Below are 16,980 nucleotides of genomic sequence, written 5' to 3' on the forward strand. Positions count from 1 at the left end.
GGTAACGATCGCCGGAGCGGGGAACTTACAGCCCCAGGTTGCCGCCGTCATTCGCACCCAGGCAGGTCAAACTGTACCGGCGGCCCAAATTGAGGCGGATCTGGCGGCAATTCGGGCGATCGGCCTGTTTGCCGATGTTCAGGCAATCCCCGTCACAACCCCCCAAGGCGTCCACCTTACCTACCAGGTTCAGCCCAACCCAATCCTACGGGCGGTGCAGATGCACGGCAATCAGGTCCTACCCCAACCGACGATCGCGGCTGCATTCCGGGATCTCTATGGGCGTCAACTGAACTTGAATGAACTCAAGCCCCGCATTGAGAGCCTCAACCAGTGGTATGAAAAGAACGGCTATACCCTGGCCCATGTGGTCAACGTCAGTTGGGGGGAACCAACGGGGACCCTGAGGGTGACCGTGGTGGAAGGGGTGATCGACTCGCTCCAGGTGCAATTTGTGGATGGCGAAGGCAACACCACCGATGCCACCGGCAAGCCCATCAAGGGTCGTACCCGTGATGTCATCATTACCCGCGAAGTGCAAACCCAACCGGGAGATGTCTTTAACCGCACTGCGATCGAGCAGGATTTGCGGCGGCTGTACCAGTTGGGCCTATTCGCTGATGTGGGGGTCACGCTCAAACCCGGTCAGGTCCCGGAGACGGTAGGGGTCATCATCCAGGTGGCGGAGCAAAAGACAGGCCAGTTTATGCCCAATGCGAGCTACAGCACGAGTGGTGGCCTAGCGGTAGGCTTGAAGGTCCAACAGAATAATATCGGCGGTAACCACCAGCAGTTGAGTGCTGATGTCCAGGTCGATCGTCAGGGCATGCTCTACGATGTGCGCTTTACTGACCCCTGGATCATGGGCGACCCGCACCGGACAGCGTATACCGCCAATGTCTTCAACCGACGGGGCACCTCCCTGGTCTTTGATGGGGGAGATACCCCGGTGGATCTACCCAATGGCGATCAACCCCGTCTCGATCGCCTGGGAGGTGGGATTCGCTTTAGCCGTCCCCTCGCTGATGACTGGCAGGTGTCCCTGAGCACCCAATACCAACGGGTCTTGGTCCAGGATGAAGCAGGCAAGATTACGCCCAAGGATGCATTGGGCAATGACCTCAGTTTCAGCGGTACGGGCCGGGACGAATTGTATACCCTTGAGTTGGCGGCTGTTCAGGATCGCCGGAACCAACGAGAGCAGCCAACCCAAGGCTCCCTCCTGCGCCTGAGTACGGAGCAGTCCGCCCCGATCGGAGCGGGTAATATTCTCATGAATCGGGTCCAAGGCAGTTACAGCGTCTATGTACCGGTCCAGTTCACCCAGTTCACCCCGCAGTCAGAGGCCCTAGCGCTGAATGTACAAGCGGGCACTGTGGTCGGTAACCTGCCCCCCTATGAAGCCTTTAGCCTGGGGGGGACGGATTCTGTGCGGGGGTACGATCGGGGGGATATGGCCAGCAGTCGCAGCTATGTACAGGCATCGGCGGAGTATCGCTTCCCCCTGTTCTCGATCGTGGGAGGCACCCTGTTTTTCGATGCGGCCACGGATTTAGGGAGCAGTGACACTGTACCCGGCGATCCCGGTGGGGTGCGGGATAAACCGGGGAGTGGCTTGGGCTATGGCGCAGGTCTGCGGGTGAAAACACCCGTGGGTTTGGTACGAATGGACTATGGCTTGAATGACCAGGGCGATAGCCGCCTCCACTTTGGCTTTGGCGATCGCTTCTAGGGATTGGGTGAGTCCGCCCTCTGGCGGCACCCGATTCTGGCCTAATACTTGCGTTCCTGGGGTTGGAACAGGGTGATGGTCACGGGCATATATTGTAGGTCCACCCCAATGGGCGAGTAGTAGGCCAAGGTGTGCTGGAGGAACTGGGCATCATCTCGATCGGGATAATCCTCGCGGGCATGGGACCCCCGGCTCTCGCGCCGATGCAGGGCCGCCGTAAGAATCATTTCCCCCACCACCATCAAACTGCGTAGCTCTAGGGCTTCAACAATTTCCGTATTCCAGCAGGTGCCGCGATCGTCCAGGCGGATCTGCTGGTATTGCTGTTTGAGGACCTGGATCTGTTCAATCCCGGCGGCCATGCTGTCGTGGGTGCGAAACACGCCGCAATGTTCGGTCATACAATCCTGGAAGGCTTGCCGGACCTGGTGAATGCGGTAGGTACCCGGTTGATCGAGCAGGGCTTGTAGCTGTTGCTGCGCTTCGGCGAGGTAGGCCGAGGCATTCAGGGCGGGAAGCTTACGGTTTTGCACGTAGTGGGCGATCGCTGCCCCTGTGCGACGACCATAGACCACACATTCCAGCAGCGAATTACTACCCAGGCGATTAGCCCCATGCACCGACACACAGGCCGTCTCACCCGCCGCAAAAAACCCTTCGACCAGCGCCTCTGGACTTTGGCGCACCTGACCATTCGTGTTGACGGGAATCCCCCCCATTGAATAATGCACCGTGGGCCGCACCGGCATGGGTTGCTCGACGGCATCAATCCCCAGCAACCGGTGGGCCTCCTCCCAGCAGAAGGGAATCCGGCTCATGATCTTTTCCCGCCCCATATGGCGCAGATCCAGGTAGACAAAGGGACCGCCGGCACTGCCATTGGGGTGAATCCCCCGACCGGCCCGAATTTCCCGCGCGATCGCCCGTGAGGTAATATCCCGTGGCGCGAGTTCCATCCGGGAGGGCGCATAGTCGGCCATAAACCGCTGGCCCTCCGCGTTAATCAAATAGGCCCCTTCCCCCCGGACGGCTTCGGAAATCAAAACCCCTACGGGATACAGCCCGGTTGGGTGAAACTGGACAAATTCCATATCCTCCAGCGGTAACCCGGCCATCGCCGTCATCGCCAACCCGTCGCCAGTGGAGGCAAAATCGTTGGACGTCGTGTTATAGACCCGCCCATAGCCGCCCGTCGCAAACATGATGGCCTTCGCCCGCACGATCGCTAATTGGCCATCGAGCAGATGATACATGACAATACCCTTGGCCTGCCCCTCTTCGACAATCAGGCGTAGGACATACCATTCTTCGTAAAGCCTAACCCCGTGGTGTTTGAGATTACAGACCAACTCATGCAGGATGGCGTGACCAGTCTTATCGGCGGCATAGCAGGTCCGGCGATAGGCATGGCCGCCAAAGGCCCGTTGCGCAATCCGACCATCCGGCAGGCGCGAGAATAACACGCCCAAATGCTCCAGATCGATCACCACCTGGGGCGCTTCCTGGGTCAGAATCGCCACAGCATCCTGATCCGCGAGGTAATCCGACCCCTTCACCGTGTCAAAGGCATGGGCTTCCCAGCTATCTTCAGCATCCACATTATTGAGGGTGGCGGCGATTCCCCCTTGGGCCGCCACGGAGTGCGATCGGATGGGGTGAGTTTTCGCCACTAGGGCAATATTGAGGCTGGGATCAATCCGGGCAATTTCCAGGGCCGCCCGACAACCCGCCAACCCACCACCCACAATCACCACATCGTGCTCAAACATAAAACCAGCGCCCTCACGCACACACCAATCGAATCTAGCCAATCCCATCAAACCAGCCGCCAGACTTCAACGATCGCCCTGCCCCACCCCAGGACCATTACCGAGTCTGCCAACCCTGCTTTACTCTAGCAACTTTCTCGCCCGCACAAACCCTTATCAACCAGACGCTTGAACCAGTTTCGGGACGATTCAACACCAACAAAAATTCCCCACCCAAGGGCAGGGAATCATGATAACGATGTCTACAACAATCTCTGGAGCAATCTCTGGAGCAATCTCTGAAACCTGAACGGGGACAGCCCATTGCTGACCTAATGGTAATGCTTAGGCAGGTTGCTGACTAACGGGTAGCCCTTCAGCACTCACCTGACCTTGAGCTTCACTGGCCGCCGTGACTGGACGCAATTCAATGTGATTCAACAGCGTTGTTACAAAGGCAAAAAGGAGGAACGGCAAGGAAAGTACTAAAATCAGCCCCACGGTTGCCAAGGCGTAGATCGGGCGACTGACACCCAATAGGGCCATTGCTACGGCTAAGCTAATAAAAATAGTAATTAGCCAAATGATCACTTGTGGGTAGATATCCCCAAAGGTAAGTGTACAGGCAACGCGGTAACGGCTGATCTTATCCATAGGTTCGCTCTAGTTGAATTTTTGCAACAGGTTTTAAACGTATCTCGAATTATCCTGTGTCTTTTTTCTAGCTTAGAGCCTGAGTTTGAATTTCGCCCGCTTCTCAATTTTTCTGCATATTCTGCAATGCAAGTTTACATAATATTGATTAATCTTACTCGATTCCGGCAACGTGGGCCGTCGATCGCGATCAATGCAGTAGTCTGGGTGACGAAATCCCTTAAGGAAAAATGATGATTTTGCGGCAAAACAGTGTCCACGCGCTCAGCCCAAGATCTGCCCAATGGCTAGGAATATTGCTACGGATTGTGAATAATCTTCTCAGGAAGTCGCGGACCTCAGGTCGGGGATTCGGACGGGAGCATGGCTACGAGGGCCGTCTGTAAGTCCTGGGTGAGGGTGGCGATCGCTTGGCGGCGGTTGGTCCGGTAGTCGTCGGCACGATCGCTGACCGAGAGGGGCTGTCCCACGGTGATCAATACCCGTTGTGCCCCCAGGTTGGGCAGGGGAAAGGGGATTTGTCCTTGCAGGCGGGTGACCGTATTCCACAGCAACAGGGTTGTTTCCGCAAACCGTTCGATCGTCGGTTTCTCGGCCACATACTTACCCGTAACGGCGACAAAGGTTTCCACCAAACGCATGTGCCACATCCGCAGGGCTGCTTCCTCGGCGACGCGATCGGCCAGTCCTCGTTCCACAGGCGACAAGCACTCTAGATCCTTGAGATCCTGGCGATAGATCCGGTCCCAGCCCGCCTGCTCCAGCCGCCGACAGCGCTCGATGAGCGATCCTGTGGAGTTAATTCCAAAAAATTGCTCCGCGACAGCCAATGCCGTTTGGAGGAGTGCCTGGAGGCGATCGGCGATCGGGGCGGCGGCGGTCGTGGGCCTCAGGTCGGGGGTAGGGGATATATTGGGATAGAAGTTGGCGTAGAACTGCTCCATCAGGGTCAGCAGGTGTTCCCCTAGGCGGGTTAGGCGTTGGTATAACGCCACTTCCGAGTCCCCCTGACCCACTAGGCCACTGTCCCGCTCCAGTTGGATGAGCAACTGGGTCACGGCCTGCCAGGGCGGATCGAGGTAGGTGTATTGCATCCCGATCGGCACAATCAGTACCCTTTCTGGGCGCTCGGCTTTGCGTAAGTCCTCAACACACCAAAACCCCATTTGGGCAATTCCCGGCTCCAGGGGACTGATCACCTCATTGTGGCCGTTGGTCCCTCCCTCCGGTGCAGCAGCCAGGGGGAACGGGCCATTCATGAACAGGTGACGAATTGATCGCAGCCCAATCGTATCCAGCTTGCCCCGCATAATCGGTGTACAGCCCAGTTGGGAATAGAGCCAACCCACCCACGCCCCAGCCCAGAGGGGAATGCCGCGATCGTAGATAAAGTGGGCATGAAGGGGCTGGGTTAGGGATACCCTTTGCTGGCGGGCCAGATGAGTCACTGATCGCCAGAGCAGATGGGCCATACAGAACGGATCGTGGGGACTGGGGTGGCGAAAGGCCAGGAGAAAGCGCACTTGTCCTGCTTGGAATTGGCGATAGAGATCCAGCAATTGTTCCCCATTATGGACCTGAACTTCCCGACAGTGGGCCACCCGGCGGAGCGCGATCGGTAATAGTTGGCGAGACACGGCCAACACCCAGGGATTAAAACGGGGGGGAATAAAGGCGAGGGGCGGGTGAGCTGGCATTACAGGATCGGGGCGAGGGTGACGATAACGGCAGGGGGGTAATGATCTATGGACATTAAGGATAAAGGATAAAAATCTGGGATGCCCATTGGCGTGGCCAGTGGAAAAACTGGCTATTATCGCTGCGGAGACAGAGCAACTTGCCCACTTGGCGGGGGGGTGCTCCCGCCATTGCCCTCAATGTTGTTGCAGACAGTTGCAATTGTTTTAGTTCAACGAGGGGCGATCGGGGAGCCAGCATTGCTCAATGACCAGACCCACCGAGTTGGCGACAGCAAGGGCACCCCAGTAGTCGCAAGGTTCCTGGGGCGAGCAACGGGAGGGGCTAAGGGGATAGAGACTGACTTGGGTAAACCCATAATCCCCGCAGCCAGCGAGGGCCGTTGGCAGATCGATCGCCTGTGGTTTAGCCGTAAATCCCAAGGTAAGGCGGGTTGGGGACACGTGCAGTCCCCGTCCGATCGCCTTGAGTAGGGCCTCCTTACGGGTCCAGAGTTGGAAAAACGCGGACAGTTGCTCAGGACCAGGCAAGGCCATAAACGCTGCCTGTTCAGTGGGCGAGAAGACACGACGCCCTAAGGATAGGAGGTTGGTGATGGGGCGGCTCTTTTCCACGTCAATCCCCACCGGAGTCCCAGCAGTCACCGCGATCGCCGCCCACTGGCCCGAATGGGAAAGGTTAAAGGCGATCGCTGCCCCAGCAATATAAGGTTTACCAAAGGGGTTTGTTTGCATCTTGACCTGATCAGGCGCGATCGCCAAGAACTGGGCCAAGAGTTGGCGTAGAGTTCCGTGGGAAACAATGAAACGTTGACGATCGCTCTCCCGCACAAACCGCTGTGCCCGTTGCTGTTCTTGGGCATCTAACAGGGGCCATAGACGGTCAAGTTCCATTTGCCAGTGGGGGAAGGAAATGTAAAAGACCTGGACCTCATTGGGTAAAAGGCGGGCAGGCATACCTAATGCTTGTGGGATAGCCGTCTCGGCTGTCATAGCACCTTCAAAATCTAAAATCTAAAATCTAAAATCTAAAATCACTTGACAGCACCCTAGTTCAAATCAAGCGGTAACTGCTCCTGGAAGAGGGTTTTAACAATTTTGCGCACGGTATGAAATCCCCCATCAAAATAGGCGGCTCCTAGAATGGCCTTTAAGGTTTGGACTAGTGCATCCGTAGTTTCATCAATGCGTTCTGCTTTTTCGGTTTCACTAAGTTTGATGAAGGGACCAATCATCAGGGTTTCGCTAATGGTCACCAGGGTCGATTCGGCTAGAAAGGGTTGCAGCCAGTCATTAATTTCAGCTTCGGTTTGGCAGGCCGATCGCAGGGCAAATTCGGTTAAGATCATGCGCAGGATCGCGTCACCCACAATACTGTAGGCAGTTTGGTCGGCACAGGGTTCTCCGGCTTCCTGGCGGGCGATCGCGTAGGAGGGGCGAATCAGCGATCGTTTCAGGATCTCTTTATCAAAGAAAAAGTAGTTGAGTTTTTGTTCGATTAACATAAAAATGTTAGCTGCGCTGACTGCCCGCCCACGAATCAATTGCGGGCTAATAGGGAAAGTCTACTGGAAGTAGGCTCCATCACGACACTTCTGATTGCATCCAGCCTAGAGTTGAACCGACCTAGTAGCTCAAAAAGGAAATTCTGCAACGTTCGTAGTGCTGGCTTTAGCCGGCAAGGACTAAAGTTGTTACGACCAACATTGCGAAACTTGATCTTGGCTGGACTAGGGTGAGTCCGTCAAATAGGCTACCTTATCGGTTTTCTCCCAGGGCAGATCTAAATCGGTGCGTCCGACCTGACCAAAGGTGGCGAGCTTGCGGAAAAAACCATCGGGATAGTGGGCGGGGAGTCCCCGCAGGTCAAACTGTTTCACAATCCCCGCGAGGCGGAAATCGAACTGCTGGCTGAGGCGATGAATAATTTCTTCCTCTGGGACCTTGCCCGTACCAAAGGTCTCGACTTCGATGCTGACGGGTCCGGCCTGACCAATTGAATAACTTAAATGCACTTCACATTCTTCCGCTAGGCCCGCCGCGACCACGTTTTTGGCGGCATAACGGGCGGCATAGGCCCCAATGCGATCGATGCGCAGGGGATCTTTGCCACTGAGGGCCGCGCTACTGTGTTTGGAATATTCGCCGTAGGTATCGATGCCATTTTTACGCCCGGTTAAGCCCGCATGGATCAACGGTCCCCCCGTAATCACCGGACCATTGGGGTTAATAAAAATATGGGTTTTGGCATCGGGTCGCAGGGGTTCGTCGGCAAAGGCAGGCTGAATCACCACTTCCTGAATATCAGACTGAAGTTGTTGGAGGCTAGGGAGATCGGGTGTATTTTGACTGACTTCGATCGTCACACTATGGATACGGTGCGGTTTGTGATCGTTATATTCCACCCCGACCTGGGTTTTACCATCGGGAGCGAGGTAGGGCAGTTGATGCTGTCGTGCCTTATCTAGATATCGGGCTAATTTATGAGCTAACCAAATCGGTAAAGGAAGGAGGATCGGCGTTTGATTGCAGGCAAAGCCAAAGAGATTGGCCTGGTTGCGCACGGGAATGCGATCGATTTCGGCATTTTCTAACTGATACTCATCAAAATTCTGAATCTGATCCGGGGATTGCTCTTCGATGCTGGATAAAATCGAACAATTATGACCGCGAAAGGGGGGATGATCATAGCCAACTTGATCAATCACCTGACGGGTAATCGTGGTAAAGTCCACCGATCGCTTGGCCACAAATTGCACCGAAAGAAAGACAATGGCCTTCGAGACGGCACATTCGGTTAACACCCGTGCTTGGCGATCCTGTTGCAAGAGGCGATCGACGATCGCGTCACTAATTTGATCGCACAATTTATCGGGGTGACCCGGTGTTACCGATTCCGACGAAAACATACCGTTGTGTCGCATGGCTTCCCTCCGGTTTAGGCATTTAAGGCTGGGTTAATTTGATTTGGGTTGGGCTGGGTTGGGTTTGGTCACTTCGTTGATCAGTAACGGTAACAGGGCGGCAGTGGCAATCACCCCGTAGTCCCAGGGATCAAGGGGCGTAATTTTGAGGAGCTTGCCGAGGCCCGGTATCACTAACGGCAGGAGTTGCAACACTAGGGCACCGACGATCGCGGCCTCAACATAGGGATTCCGGGGTAACGGCTCCGGATCAAACCAGCGGTGGGTCTCGGAACGGCAACTAAAGGTATGCAACACTTGCCCGATCGTCAAACTCATAAATGCCACCGTACTGGCCTTGGGACCCACCCCGTATTTCCCTAGGGCATAGCCATAGGCTGCGAGGGTGAAAACCGATAACACACTGGCTTCAACCCCAATCCGTTGAAAATCCTGGTTGCGAATAATCGGTGTATTCGGGTCACGGGGCGGTTGATTCAGTACCGTCGGTTCCGGCGGTTCCAGGGCCAAGCCTAAACCTGGGAAAACATCGGTAACCAGGTTCAACCAGAGCAGTTGCAGCGCATTCAAGGGTTCCCCCCAGCCGAAAATCGTCGCGATCGCCATGACAATAATTTCACTCAGGTTCGTCGCCAGCAAGAAGTGAACCGACTTGCGAATGTTGTTGTAGATGGTGCGGCCCTGGCTCACGGCATCAATGATCGTACTCAGGTTGTCATCCTGAATCACCACATCCGCTACCTCGTGGACCACCCCCGCCCGACCTGACCCCATCGCCAGTCCGACATTGGCCGCCTTCAGCGCTGGCGTATCGTTGATGCCATCGCCGGTCATCGCCACAATTTTGTCGGTCGATTGCAGTGCCCGCACGATTTGCAACTTATCCGCCGGACTGATGCGGGCGAAGATATCCACCTTATCGGCTAAGGCCGTGAGGGCTTCCGGCTCCAGGGTGGAGAGGTCATAGGCATCGAGGATTTTCAATTGCCGATCGCGGTTTAAGTTCAACTGCCGCCCGATCGCGTAGGCCGTGGGACTTTGGTCGCCCGTGACCATAACCGTATCGATCCCCGCTTGATGGAACTGCTCAATCAGCGTGGGCACCCCTTCCCGAATCGGGTCTGCGAGTCCGACGAGGCCCACCCAAATGAGATCCTGCTCTGGGTTCTGGTCATCCGTATCTAGGTCCCGATAGGCGATCGCCAATACCCGCAGGGCGCGATCGGCAAGGCTCTGGTTGGCCATCTCCAGGGCTTGCTGGTCCTTGAGGGTGAGCGGTTTCACCTCTCCCTGATCCAGAAACGCCCGACACCGCTCCAACACTTCCGGGGGACTGCCCTTCACCGCCACCCATTGCTGCCCGTCCGGGGTGCGATGCACGGTACTCATCAGGTTGCGGCTATCGGTGCGGGGGTTGAGTTGCAGGCGGGGATAGCGTTGGCGTAAATCCAGCACATCCAGGGATTGGGCGATCGCCAAATTCACCAGGGCATTCTCCGTCGCTGTCCCCTTAACCGTGTAGGTGCCATCCGCCGCTTGGGCAATGTTACTTTCGCTGCACAGAACCCCAATTTCGAGGAGGCGTTGCAGGGCGATCGGGTCGATGGCGGTTGTTGAGCTGGTGAACTCGACTTGCGCCACCTCACCCGCCGGGGTTAGCTCTAGGGCGGCGGTAGCCATCTGGATCGCCACGACGGCCATTTGGTTCAGGGTCAAGGTCCCCGTTTTGTCCAGGCACACCACCTGCACTGATCCCAGGGTTTCCACCGCATTCAGCCCCCGGATCAAAATCTTGCGCTGGCGCATATTCTGAATCCCTAGGGCCAAGGTCGTCGTCGCCACCGTGGGCAATCCTTCCGGCACCGCTGCCACCGCCAGGGAAATCGAGGTTTTTAAAATCTCCAGTAACCCATAGCCCCGCCCCAAGCCAATGGCAAAAATCGCCCCGCACACGCCCCCGCACAGCAGCACCAACTGACCACTGACCTCGCCTAACTGGCGCTGGAGCGGCGTATCCAACACCTCCGTTTCCCCGACCAGGGTTTGGATTTTGCCCATTTCCGTCGCGGCACCCGTGGCCGTCACCACCGCCAGCCCTTCACCGCCGACAATGAACGTGCCCTTGAACACCATATTCACCCGTTCCGCCAGGGGCACGATCGTTGTCCCCAGATCCACCGCCCGCTTGTTGACCGCGATACTTTCCCCCGTCAGGGCCGACTCATCAATACTCAGGTTGTTCGCCTGAACCAATCGCGCATCCGCCGCCACATAATTCCCCGATCGCAGCAGCAACACATCCCCCGGCACCACTGTTTCGATCGGAATGGTCACCACCTGCCCATCGCGCCGCACCTGAACCAGCGGCTTGTCCCCCTGTCGCAGCGATCGAATAATTTTCTCCGACTGGCTCTCGGTGACATAGCCGATCACGGCATTCACGCCCACCACGCCCATGATCACGATCGCATCCACCAGCCCCCCCGTCAGCCCCGACAGGAGCGCCGCCCCACTCAGCAAGGCGACAGGCCACGTCGTAAATTGTTCCAGAAGCATCCTGAGGTCCGATCGCCCTTCGGCAACCCCCAGTTGATTCGGCCCGTATTCGGTTAAGCGCTGCGCCGCCGTCGCTGACCCTAACCCCACCTCAATATCCACACCCCAGTGTTGCAATACCGTTGCAAGGGGCAACTGATACCCCTCTGCCTGACTAACCTGCGGCGTAGGAGCATCCGGGGTAGGGGCAGGTTGCGGCCCACTCTGACGCGGCAATTCCAAATCTTGTGAACCCGCCCGTCGAAAATCAGCAACATTTGGGGTAGGGGCGGGTTGCGCGGCAGTCTGAAACGGCAATTCCACATCTTGTGAACCCGCCCGCCGGGATTCATTGCCCTGTTCCCATAACTGTATCGCCTCTCCCAAACGGGACTCCATCTCCGCCACCGGACATTCCGGCTTGAAATGGATCAACACAGTACCCGTTAACGGATTAGCGGTGATGGATTGAATATCTGGATCAGCACTGAGATACTCTTCGAGATAGCGTTGCAAGGCCGGCGATCGATACAAGGCCGTTACCTTATATCTGGCCCTACCGGGAACTTTGGTATGGATTGCCTGAATCACGGCCCATTACCTAGAGGGTGGTTAGATTTTAGATTTTAGATTTTAGATTTTTAAGAAGGTGACAGCCGGGATGGCTATCCCAAAAGAAAAGGGCTATCCCACAAGATAGATGCTTTAGTTCTCTGGGGGCTGATCATGGATCGTGGTTGCTGGGGTTCGGTTCAAGATTATGAAACTATCAAAGGCATACCAGGCCAATACATACCAGGGGATCGCGTCTAACTGTAACCCTTTGGTCAACAATTGGCGTAGGGCGATCGCGCCTAACCCCAAGGGCACTAATGTTTTCAAGTCCATCCAGCCACGGGTGAGGGTGCGGGTTTGGGTATCGAGAGTGGTCGCGATCGCTTGCAATTCCGTTGCCAGTCGCGCCGTTGGGGGTGTATGGGTTTGACGGTGTGCGATTAGGTCGGCCTGGACTTCAGCCGTGAGATCTTGCCAGTGTTCTTGGGCGGTGGCGATCGCCTCGCGACCGTGTTCGGCGATCGCGATCCCCTGTTTCAGCCACGGTCGCACGGTTGGGTCCTTGGCGGCGGCGTTGCAGGCAACAATTGCTGGGGCAATGATGAGGACAGCTAACCCAGATAGGACCTCGGTAGGAGATGGTAGAGCCAGGTTGGCATCGGGGGTAGCAGCGGTCATCGTTTTCACACCAGTTCTACTACTACTCTACTCACCTCTGGCCCCTAGTCGCTAAGTTTTCTGGGGCACTAACCCGCACATGAATGCCGTTGATGGGTGCTGTGAGCGAAAAAGTCGGGATCAGATATCTCCCTGTCGCAGTTTTTCCACAATCCGATCGCAGGCCCGTGCCGTAATGGCCATTTCCGTGAGCGTCGGACTTTGCCAGCCGGAGGAGACCCAACAAGCACCATCGGTCACCAAGACGTTCAGGGCTTCCCAACATTGGTTATCGGAATTTAACACGGAGGTTTGGGGATTCGTCCCCATGCGGGCACCACCCACCTCATGGATGTAATAACCGGGGGGAGCCGCCGGGGTGGTGATTTTTTCCTGCCAACGAACCCAATTCACAAGTAGGGGAAAGTGAAATAGCTCACTCAGAGGGAAGCATTGCCCCCCCAGTAGGGCCACGATCGCCTGCATTTGTTCGCGCATGTGGGCAACCATTTTGTGCTCATTAGTAGACCAAGTACAGTCAATATGGGCGACGGGGATACCCCAGGCATCGACTTGATCCGGGTTAAGACTGACCTGATTTTCAAGGCAGGGTAAGACCTCTCCATGCCCAATCAAAAAGCCCACGGAACCGTCCCCAGCTTTTTGCAAGGGACGCGGGACTGCAATCCGTTGAATCCCTCCCCAAAGGCCATAGCCTCGTAAAAACGTTGCCTGGGGGGTGTCCAGGTTCCAAACACAAGGGATGAAAAAGCTTTCGCTACCCGACAGGGGAAAGGGAGCCGCCGGAGCCGGTAGATCCGGGAGTAGAAAAAATTGTGTGGTAGAGACATGATCCATAAGGTAGCGCCCCAGAACCCCAGATGCATTCGGCAGCCCATAGGGTTGGTAAGCCTCGGTGGAATGAAGGAGGATGCGCACGGATTCGATCGTTGAGGCACACAGGACGATCAGCCGCCCGCGCACTTCATGGCTGGTTTTGGTCTGGCGATCGACATAAAGCACCCCGGTTGCCTTGTGGGTATCGCGATCAAAGGTGAGATGGCTAACCACCGCATTCGGACGCAGGTCTACCCGCCCCGTCGCCAGAGCTACTTGTAGTGAGGAACCCAGGCTAGACGATCGCGGCCAGGGCTGATCGGGGGTGGGCCGGTGTACACTAAAACCCCGTGAGTGGATCAGGGGAAGGTCCGGGCGTTGGCGATGCAGCACCGATTGCAGGTAGGCTTCCCCAGGGGTGAAGGGGGAGGGTGGCAAATACTGGCCATCGGGCAATTGGGGCAGACCGTCACGGTGACCCCGGACCCGGAAAAATTGTTCAAGGCGAGCATAATAGGGGGCTAAATCCGCATGGGTGATCGGCCAATTGTCGCCATAGCCATCCCGACTGGCGGCCTGAAATTCGTAATCAGACAACCGCAGGGTAATGCCGCCCCAGGTGAGACTGCGCCCACCCACTTGTCGCCCTCGTATCCAATAGAAGGGTTTGTGTGCCGGTGTTGTGTAGGGATTGTCTGGCTCATCCACAAAAAAATCCGGGTTGGCTTTCCAATAGCCGGGATGGGCCGCTTGATAGGATTGCCGCCGAGAAACTGCCAGGTTATAGACTCGCCGCGCCATATCGCGCACCGGATGGCCCAGGTCTACCTTGGGGTCTAAATCCCGTCCGGCCTCCAAAACCAGCACCCGCAGACCCCGTTGGCTCAGTTCCTTCGCGGCAACCCCGCCCGTTGCCCCCGAACCGACTACGATCGCATCATAGGGTTCAGATGGCGTCACAATGCGCCCAAGGTGTGGCGATGCTATGGGCATAATCAATCCCCAACCCAACCCCTGGAATAACCTTTTAATTTTAGGCAATCCCTTGCCCTTATCATCATCACTGGTTGAGCTTTTCTGGCGGCAAGCTGCGCTATGTCTGAAATGCCTGATCCCAAGGCTGCATCCGCATCCGCACCGATCGTTAACCTCGATCGCTACCAAATGGGCCAATACACCCCCGGTGCGCCCCGCTGGCAACAGATCGTTTGGTATGGGGTAGGGACCCACCTCGTCGAAAGTCGGCTCCTGCCCTTTTCCAGCTTCAAGGTTTGGTTACTGCGTCGTTTTGGGGCAACCATCGGTCGTCAAGTGCGTCTGAAACCAGGGGTGCGTATTAAATTTCCCTGGCGATTGACGATCGGGGATTATGTCTGGATTGGGGAAAATGCCTGGTTAGATAATTTAGCCCCCATCACCCTAGAGGATCATGTCTGTCTCTCCCAAGGGGTTTACCTGTGTACGGGCAACCACGACTGGTCCGATCCTGGTTTTACCCTACAAACCCGTCCGATTCTTATCCAGGCCGGGGCCTGGATCGCGGCTAAAGCCGTGGTGGGACCTGGGGTCACCGTTGGCCGAGGGGCTGTGCTGGCCCTCGGCGGGGTCGCGGGACGATCGTTAGCGCCCATGACCATTTATGCCGGGAATCCTGCCCAGCCCATCAAACCCCGATCGCTGCCTCGCTGACCTTGACGCCCCCCCGGAGCAACGATGAACTCACTAGGGCCAGGTTCTGGCCCGCACCCGGCTCTAGGCGCTTTCCGAATCGGCCTGACCGACCAGCCCCGACGGTTTCAACTTGGATCGCTCTAGCCAAAGTGGCACCACCAACCAGGCTGCGATCGCCAACAGCGCCGCCAACCCCAACCGACTCACCCAGGTAATCAGCGTTGCCAACGGCACCACCTTACCCACAAAAAACGATAGGCTCACCATCACCGTTGCCCAGGTGGCGGCTCCCGCCAGGTTGCAGAGCAAAAACTGGGGATAGGGCATTTCCGCAATGCCCGCAAGGGGACCCGCAAAGATCCGCAAGAGGGCAATGAAGCGCCCCAGAAAAACGGCACGGGCCGCATTTTGGCTAAACTGGTGTCGCACGTCCCATAGCTTGGACTCCGGCAGCCGGAACAGGCGACCGACCAACCGCAGAAAGGACCATCCCTGCCATCGGCCCAGCCAATAGCCCAGGTTGTCTCCCAGGACCGCCCCCGTAATGGCACTGCCCAAAACATAGCCATAGTTCAGTTCGCCACTACCGGCCAGAAAGCCCCCCACCAGGGTAATCGTTTCTCCGGGCAGGGGAATGCCCATATTTTCGAGTAGAATGCCCGTGAAAACAGCCCCATAGCCATAGTCTTGGGCCAAGCGCTGAATGACTTCGAGGGGAATGAGATCTAAAGACAGGTCAAAGATCATGCGGAACCGCGATCGTGAAGGGGACAGGGAACAGTAGCTTTGATTTTCTTTACATTTTAGCCTGAGCTCGTCGGGCCTGCGATCGCCAGAACGGGCTATACCCTTAAAGATTCTGCCCATTTTCACCGCTTGCCCCCCTAGGCGATCGCGATCACCTGTTGGCTATGGGCTGATCGTCGGGCGGCATCCGCCACCTTCAAGGCATAGAGACTGGACGCTGGGGTCACGTAGAGGGGCGTTCCCTCCTGTAGATAGGCCAATACCTGCTGCATATCCTGGGCAAAGAGGCCCCGTCGGCTACCGAGGGTAATCGCCTGGGTGGCGGTGGCTGTCACCCACTGTCCGGCATCCCCCTCAAACACCAGGGCACCCTGTTCGCCCTGAATAGTCAGCGATCGTGCTGCTTGCCAGAGGGCTTCCCCCTTGCCATAGGTCACGGTCGCCAGAAGACCACTCTCAAACTGAAGCTGAGCTTGACACAGGCAAGTCGTGTAGTAGGCATCCGCCGCGATCCTGGTGGGCTGATCCCAGTAACGCAGTTGACAGCTAATGGTGGCGACTGTGCCAAACAAGTCTGTCAGGCGATGAATGCGGGAGAGTGCCCCCATTAACGGGAAACCAAACCAATCCCGGTGGTAGGTCCAGCGGCGAGCAACGGGGCGCTGGGGCGTCAGGGTAGCATAGTCTACCGCAAAGACGGCCCCCACCTGGGGTAAAAACTGGCGGCTGGCCTGGTGTAATCCCCCCAGCAGTTCAATATGCTCAATGTGCAGGAGACGCTGTTGCGATCGGGCAAGGGCCACGAGGGCTTCGGCTTCTGCTAGATCCAGGCTAAGGGGAAATTCAACCACCACATGTTTCCCGGCGGTGAGGGCTGCCCGGACGATCGGACCGTGCAGGTGATTGGCCGTCGCCACCAGGATTAAATCCAGGTCAGGACGATTAACCAAGGCTTGCCACGTATCACAGACGGTAAGCGCATAGGCTTGGGCAAAGGCTTGGGTCTTATCGGGGGTATGGCCAGCCACAGCAATCAGGTGAACCCGATCGTCGTCGCGCAGCACTGCTGCCCTAGCCTTAGCCGCATAGCCAGTGCCCACGATCCCAACCCTCAGCGGCCACGGGAGCGGCTCGGTCACAAAATTGTCCACTCTAGAATCCTTCACCCCCATCCTCCCGCGTAAGCTGGCTTGTCCAATCCGATAAATAACCTACAAATAAGA

Annotated in this window: 13 protein-coding genes; 2 read left to right on the forward strand and 11 right to left on the reverse strand. The window is 56.7% G+C overall.

The genetic code is table 11. The annotated features are described in order from the left end of the window. Positions 1-1,732: BamA/TamA family outer membrane protein (locus ACWIUF_RS16160; RefSeq protein ID WP_448573551.1), on the forward strand; the 1,732-nt coding region annotated here is incomplete at its 5' end. A gap of 41 nt (positions 1,733-1,773) precedes the next feature. Here the strand turns inward: ACWIUF_RS16160 and ACWIUF_RS16165 are convergent. From ACWIUF_RS16165 to ACWIUF_RS16205, 9 genes are all read right to left on the reverse strand, one after another. Then, positions 1,774-3,501 carry a succinate dehydrogenase/fumarate reductase flavoprotein subunit gene (locus tag ACWIUF_RS16165; RefSeq protein WP_448573552.1) on the reverse strand — a complete coding sequence of 576 codons (1,728 nt, stop codon included), beginning with the start codon at positions 3,499-3,501 and terminating at the stop codon, positions 1,774-1,776. A 324-nt stretch (positions 3,502-3,825) separates the two neighbouring features. Continuing rightward, positions 3,826-4,134, reverse strand: coding sequence for a hypothetical protein (locus ACWIUF_RS16170; RefSeq protein WP_448573553.1), 309 nt, complete (start codon positions 4,132-4,134; stop codon positions 3,826-3,828). 338 nt (positions 4,135-4,472) lie between these two features. Continuing rightward, a complete protein-coding gene (locus ACWIUF_RS16175; protein ID WP_448573554.1) occupies positions 4,473-5,831 on the reverse strand; it encodes a 1-acyl-sn-glycerol-3-phosphate acyltransferase in 1,359 nt (452 codons plus the stop codon). 207 nt (positions 5,832-6,038) lie between these two features. Beyond that, positions 6,039-6,788 carry a 4'-phosphopantetheinyl transferase family protein gene (locus tag ACWIUF_RS16180; protein WP_448573555.1) on the reverse strand — a complete coding sequence of 250 codons (750 nt, stop codon included), beginning with the start codon at positions 6,786-6,788 and terminating at the stop codon, positions 6,039-6,041. A 92-nt stretch (positions 6,789-6,880) separates the two neighbouring features. Further along, positions 6,881-7,336, reverse strand: a complete 456-nt coding sequence (locus ACWIUF_RS16185; protein ID WP_448573556.1) for a ribonuclease III domain-containing protein — start codon at positions 7,334-7,336, stop codon at positions 6,881-6,883. 225 nt (positions 7,337-7,561) lie between these two features. After that, complete coding sequence (gene metK, locus ACWIUF_RS16190) at positions 7,562-8,755, reverse strand: methionine adenosyltransferase (RefSeq protein WP_448573557.1); 1,194 nt, start codon at positions 8,753-8,755, stop codon at positions 7,562-7,564. 33 nt (positions 8,756-8,788) lie between these two features. Then, the gene (locus ACWIUF_RS16195) at positions 8,789-11,881 is read right to left on the reverse strand and encodes an HAD-IC family P-type ATPase (protein ID WP_448573558.1); all 3,093 of its coding nucleotides are present in this window, start codon (positions 11,879-11,881) and stop codon (positions 8,789-8,791) included. Between the two features lie 114 nt (positions 11,882-11,995). After that, the gene (locus tag ACWIUF_RS16200) at positions 11,996-12,523 is read right to left on the reverse strand and encodes a DUF5132 domain-containing protein (RefSeq protein ID WP_448573559.1); all 528 of its coding nucleotides are present in this window, start codon (positions 12,521-12,523) and stop codon (positions 11,996-11,998) included. A 120-nt stretch (positions 12,524-12,643) separates the two neighbouring features. Then, the gene (locus tag ACWIUF_RS16205) at positions 12,644-14,332 is read right to left on the reverse strand and encodes a GMC oxidoreductase (protein WP_448573560.1); all 1,689 of its coding nucleotides are present in this window, start codon (positions 14,330-14,332) and stop codon (positions 12,644-12,646) included. Between the two features lie 102 nt (positions 14,333-14,434). Here ACWIUF_RS16205 and ACWIUF_RS16210 point away from each other — a divergent pair, with 102 nt between their 5' ends. After that, the gene (locus tag ACWIUF_RS16210; RefSeq protein WP_448573561.1) at positions 14,435-15,028 is read left to right on the forward strand and encodes a WcaF family extracellular polysaccharide biosynthesis acetyltransferase; all 594 of its coding nucleotides are present in this window, start codon (positions 14,435-14,437) and stop codon (positions 15,026-15,028) included. 63 nt (positions 15,029-15,091) lie between these two features. Here the strand turns inward: ACWIUF_RS16210 and ACWIUF_RS16215 are convergent, their stop codons facing one another. Both ACWIUF_RS16215 and ACWIUF_RS16220 read right to left on the reverse strand, forming a co-directional pair. Further along, a complete protein-coding gene (locus ACWIUF_RS16215) occupies positions 15,092-15,757 on the reverse strand; it encodes a DedA family protein (protein ID WP_448573562.1) in 666 nt (221 codons plus the stop codon). A gap of 137 nt (positions 15,758-15,894) precedes the next feature. Then, entirely contained in the window at positions 15,895-16,896 is a 1,002-nt protein-coding gene (locus tag ACWIUF_RS16220) for a Gfo/Idh/MocA family protein (protein WP_448573563.1), read from the reverse strand. Positions 16,897-16,980: the final 84 nt, after the last annotated feature.

The sequence above is a fragment of the Trichothermofontia sp. genome, assembly GCF_053493415.1.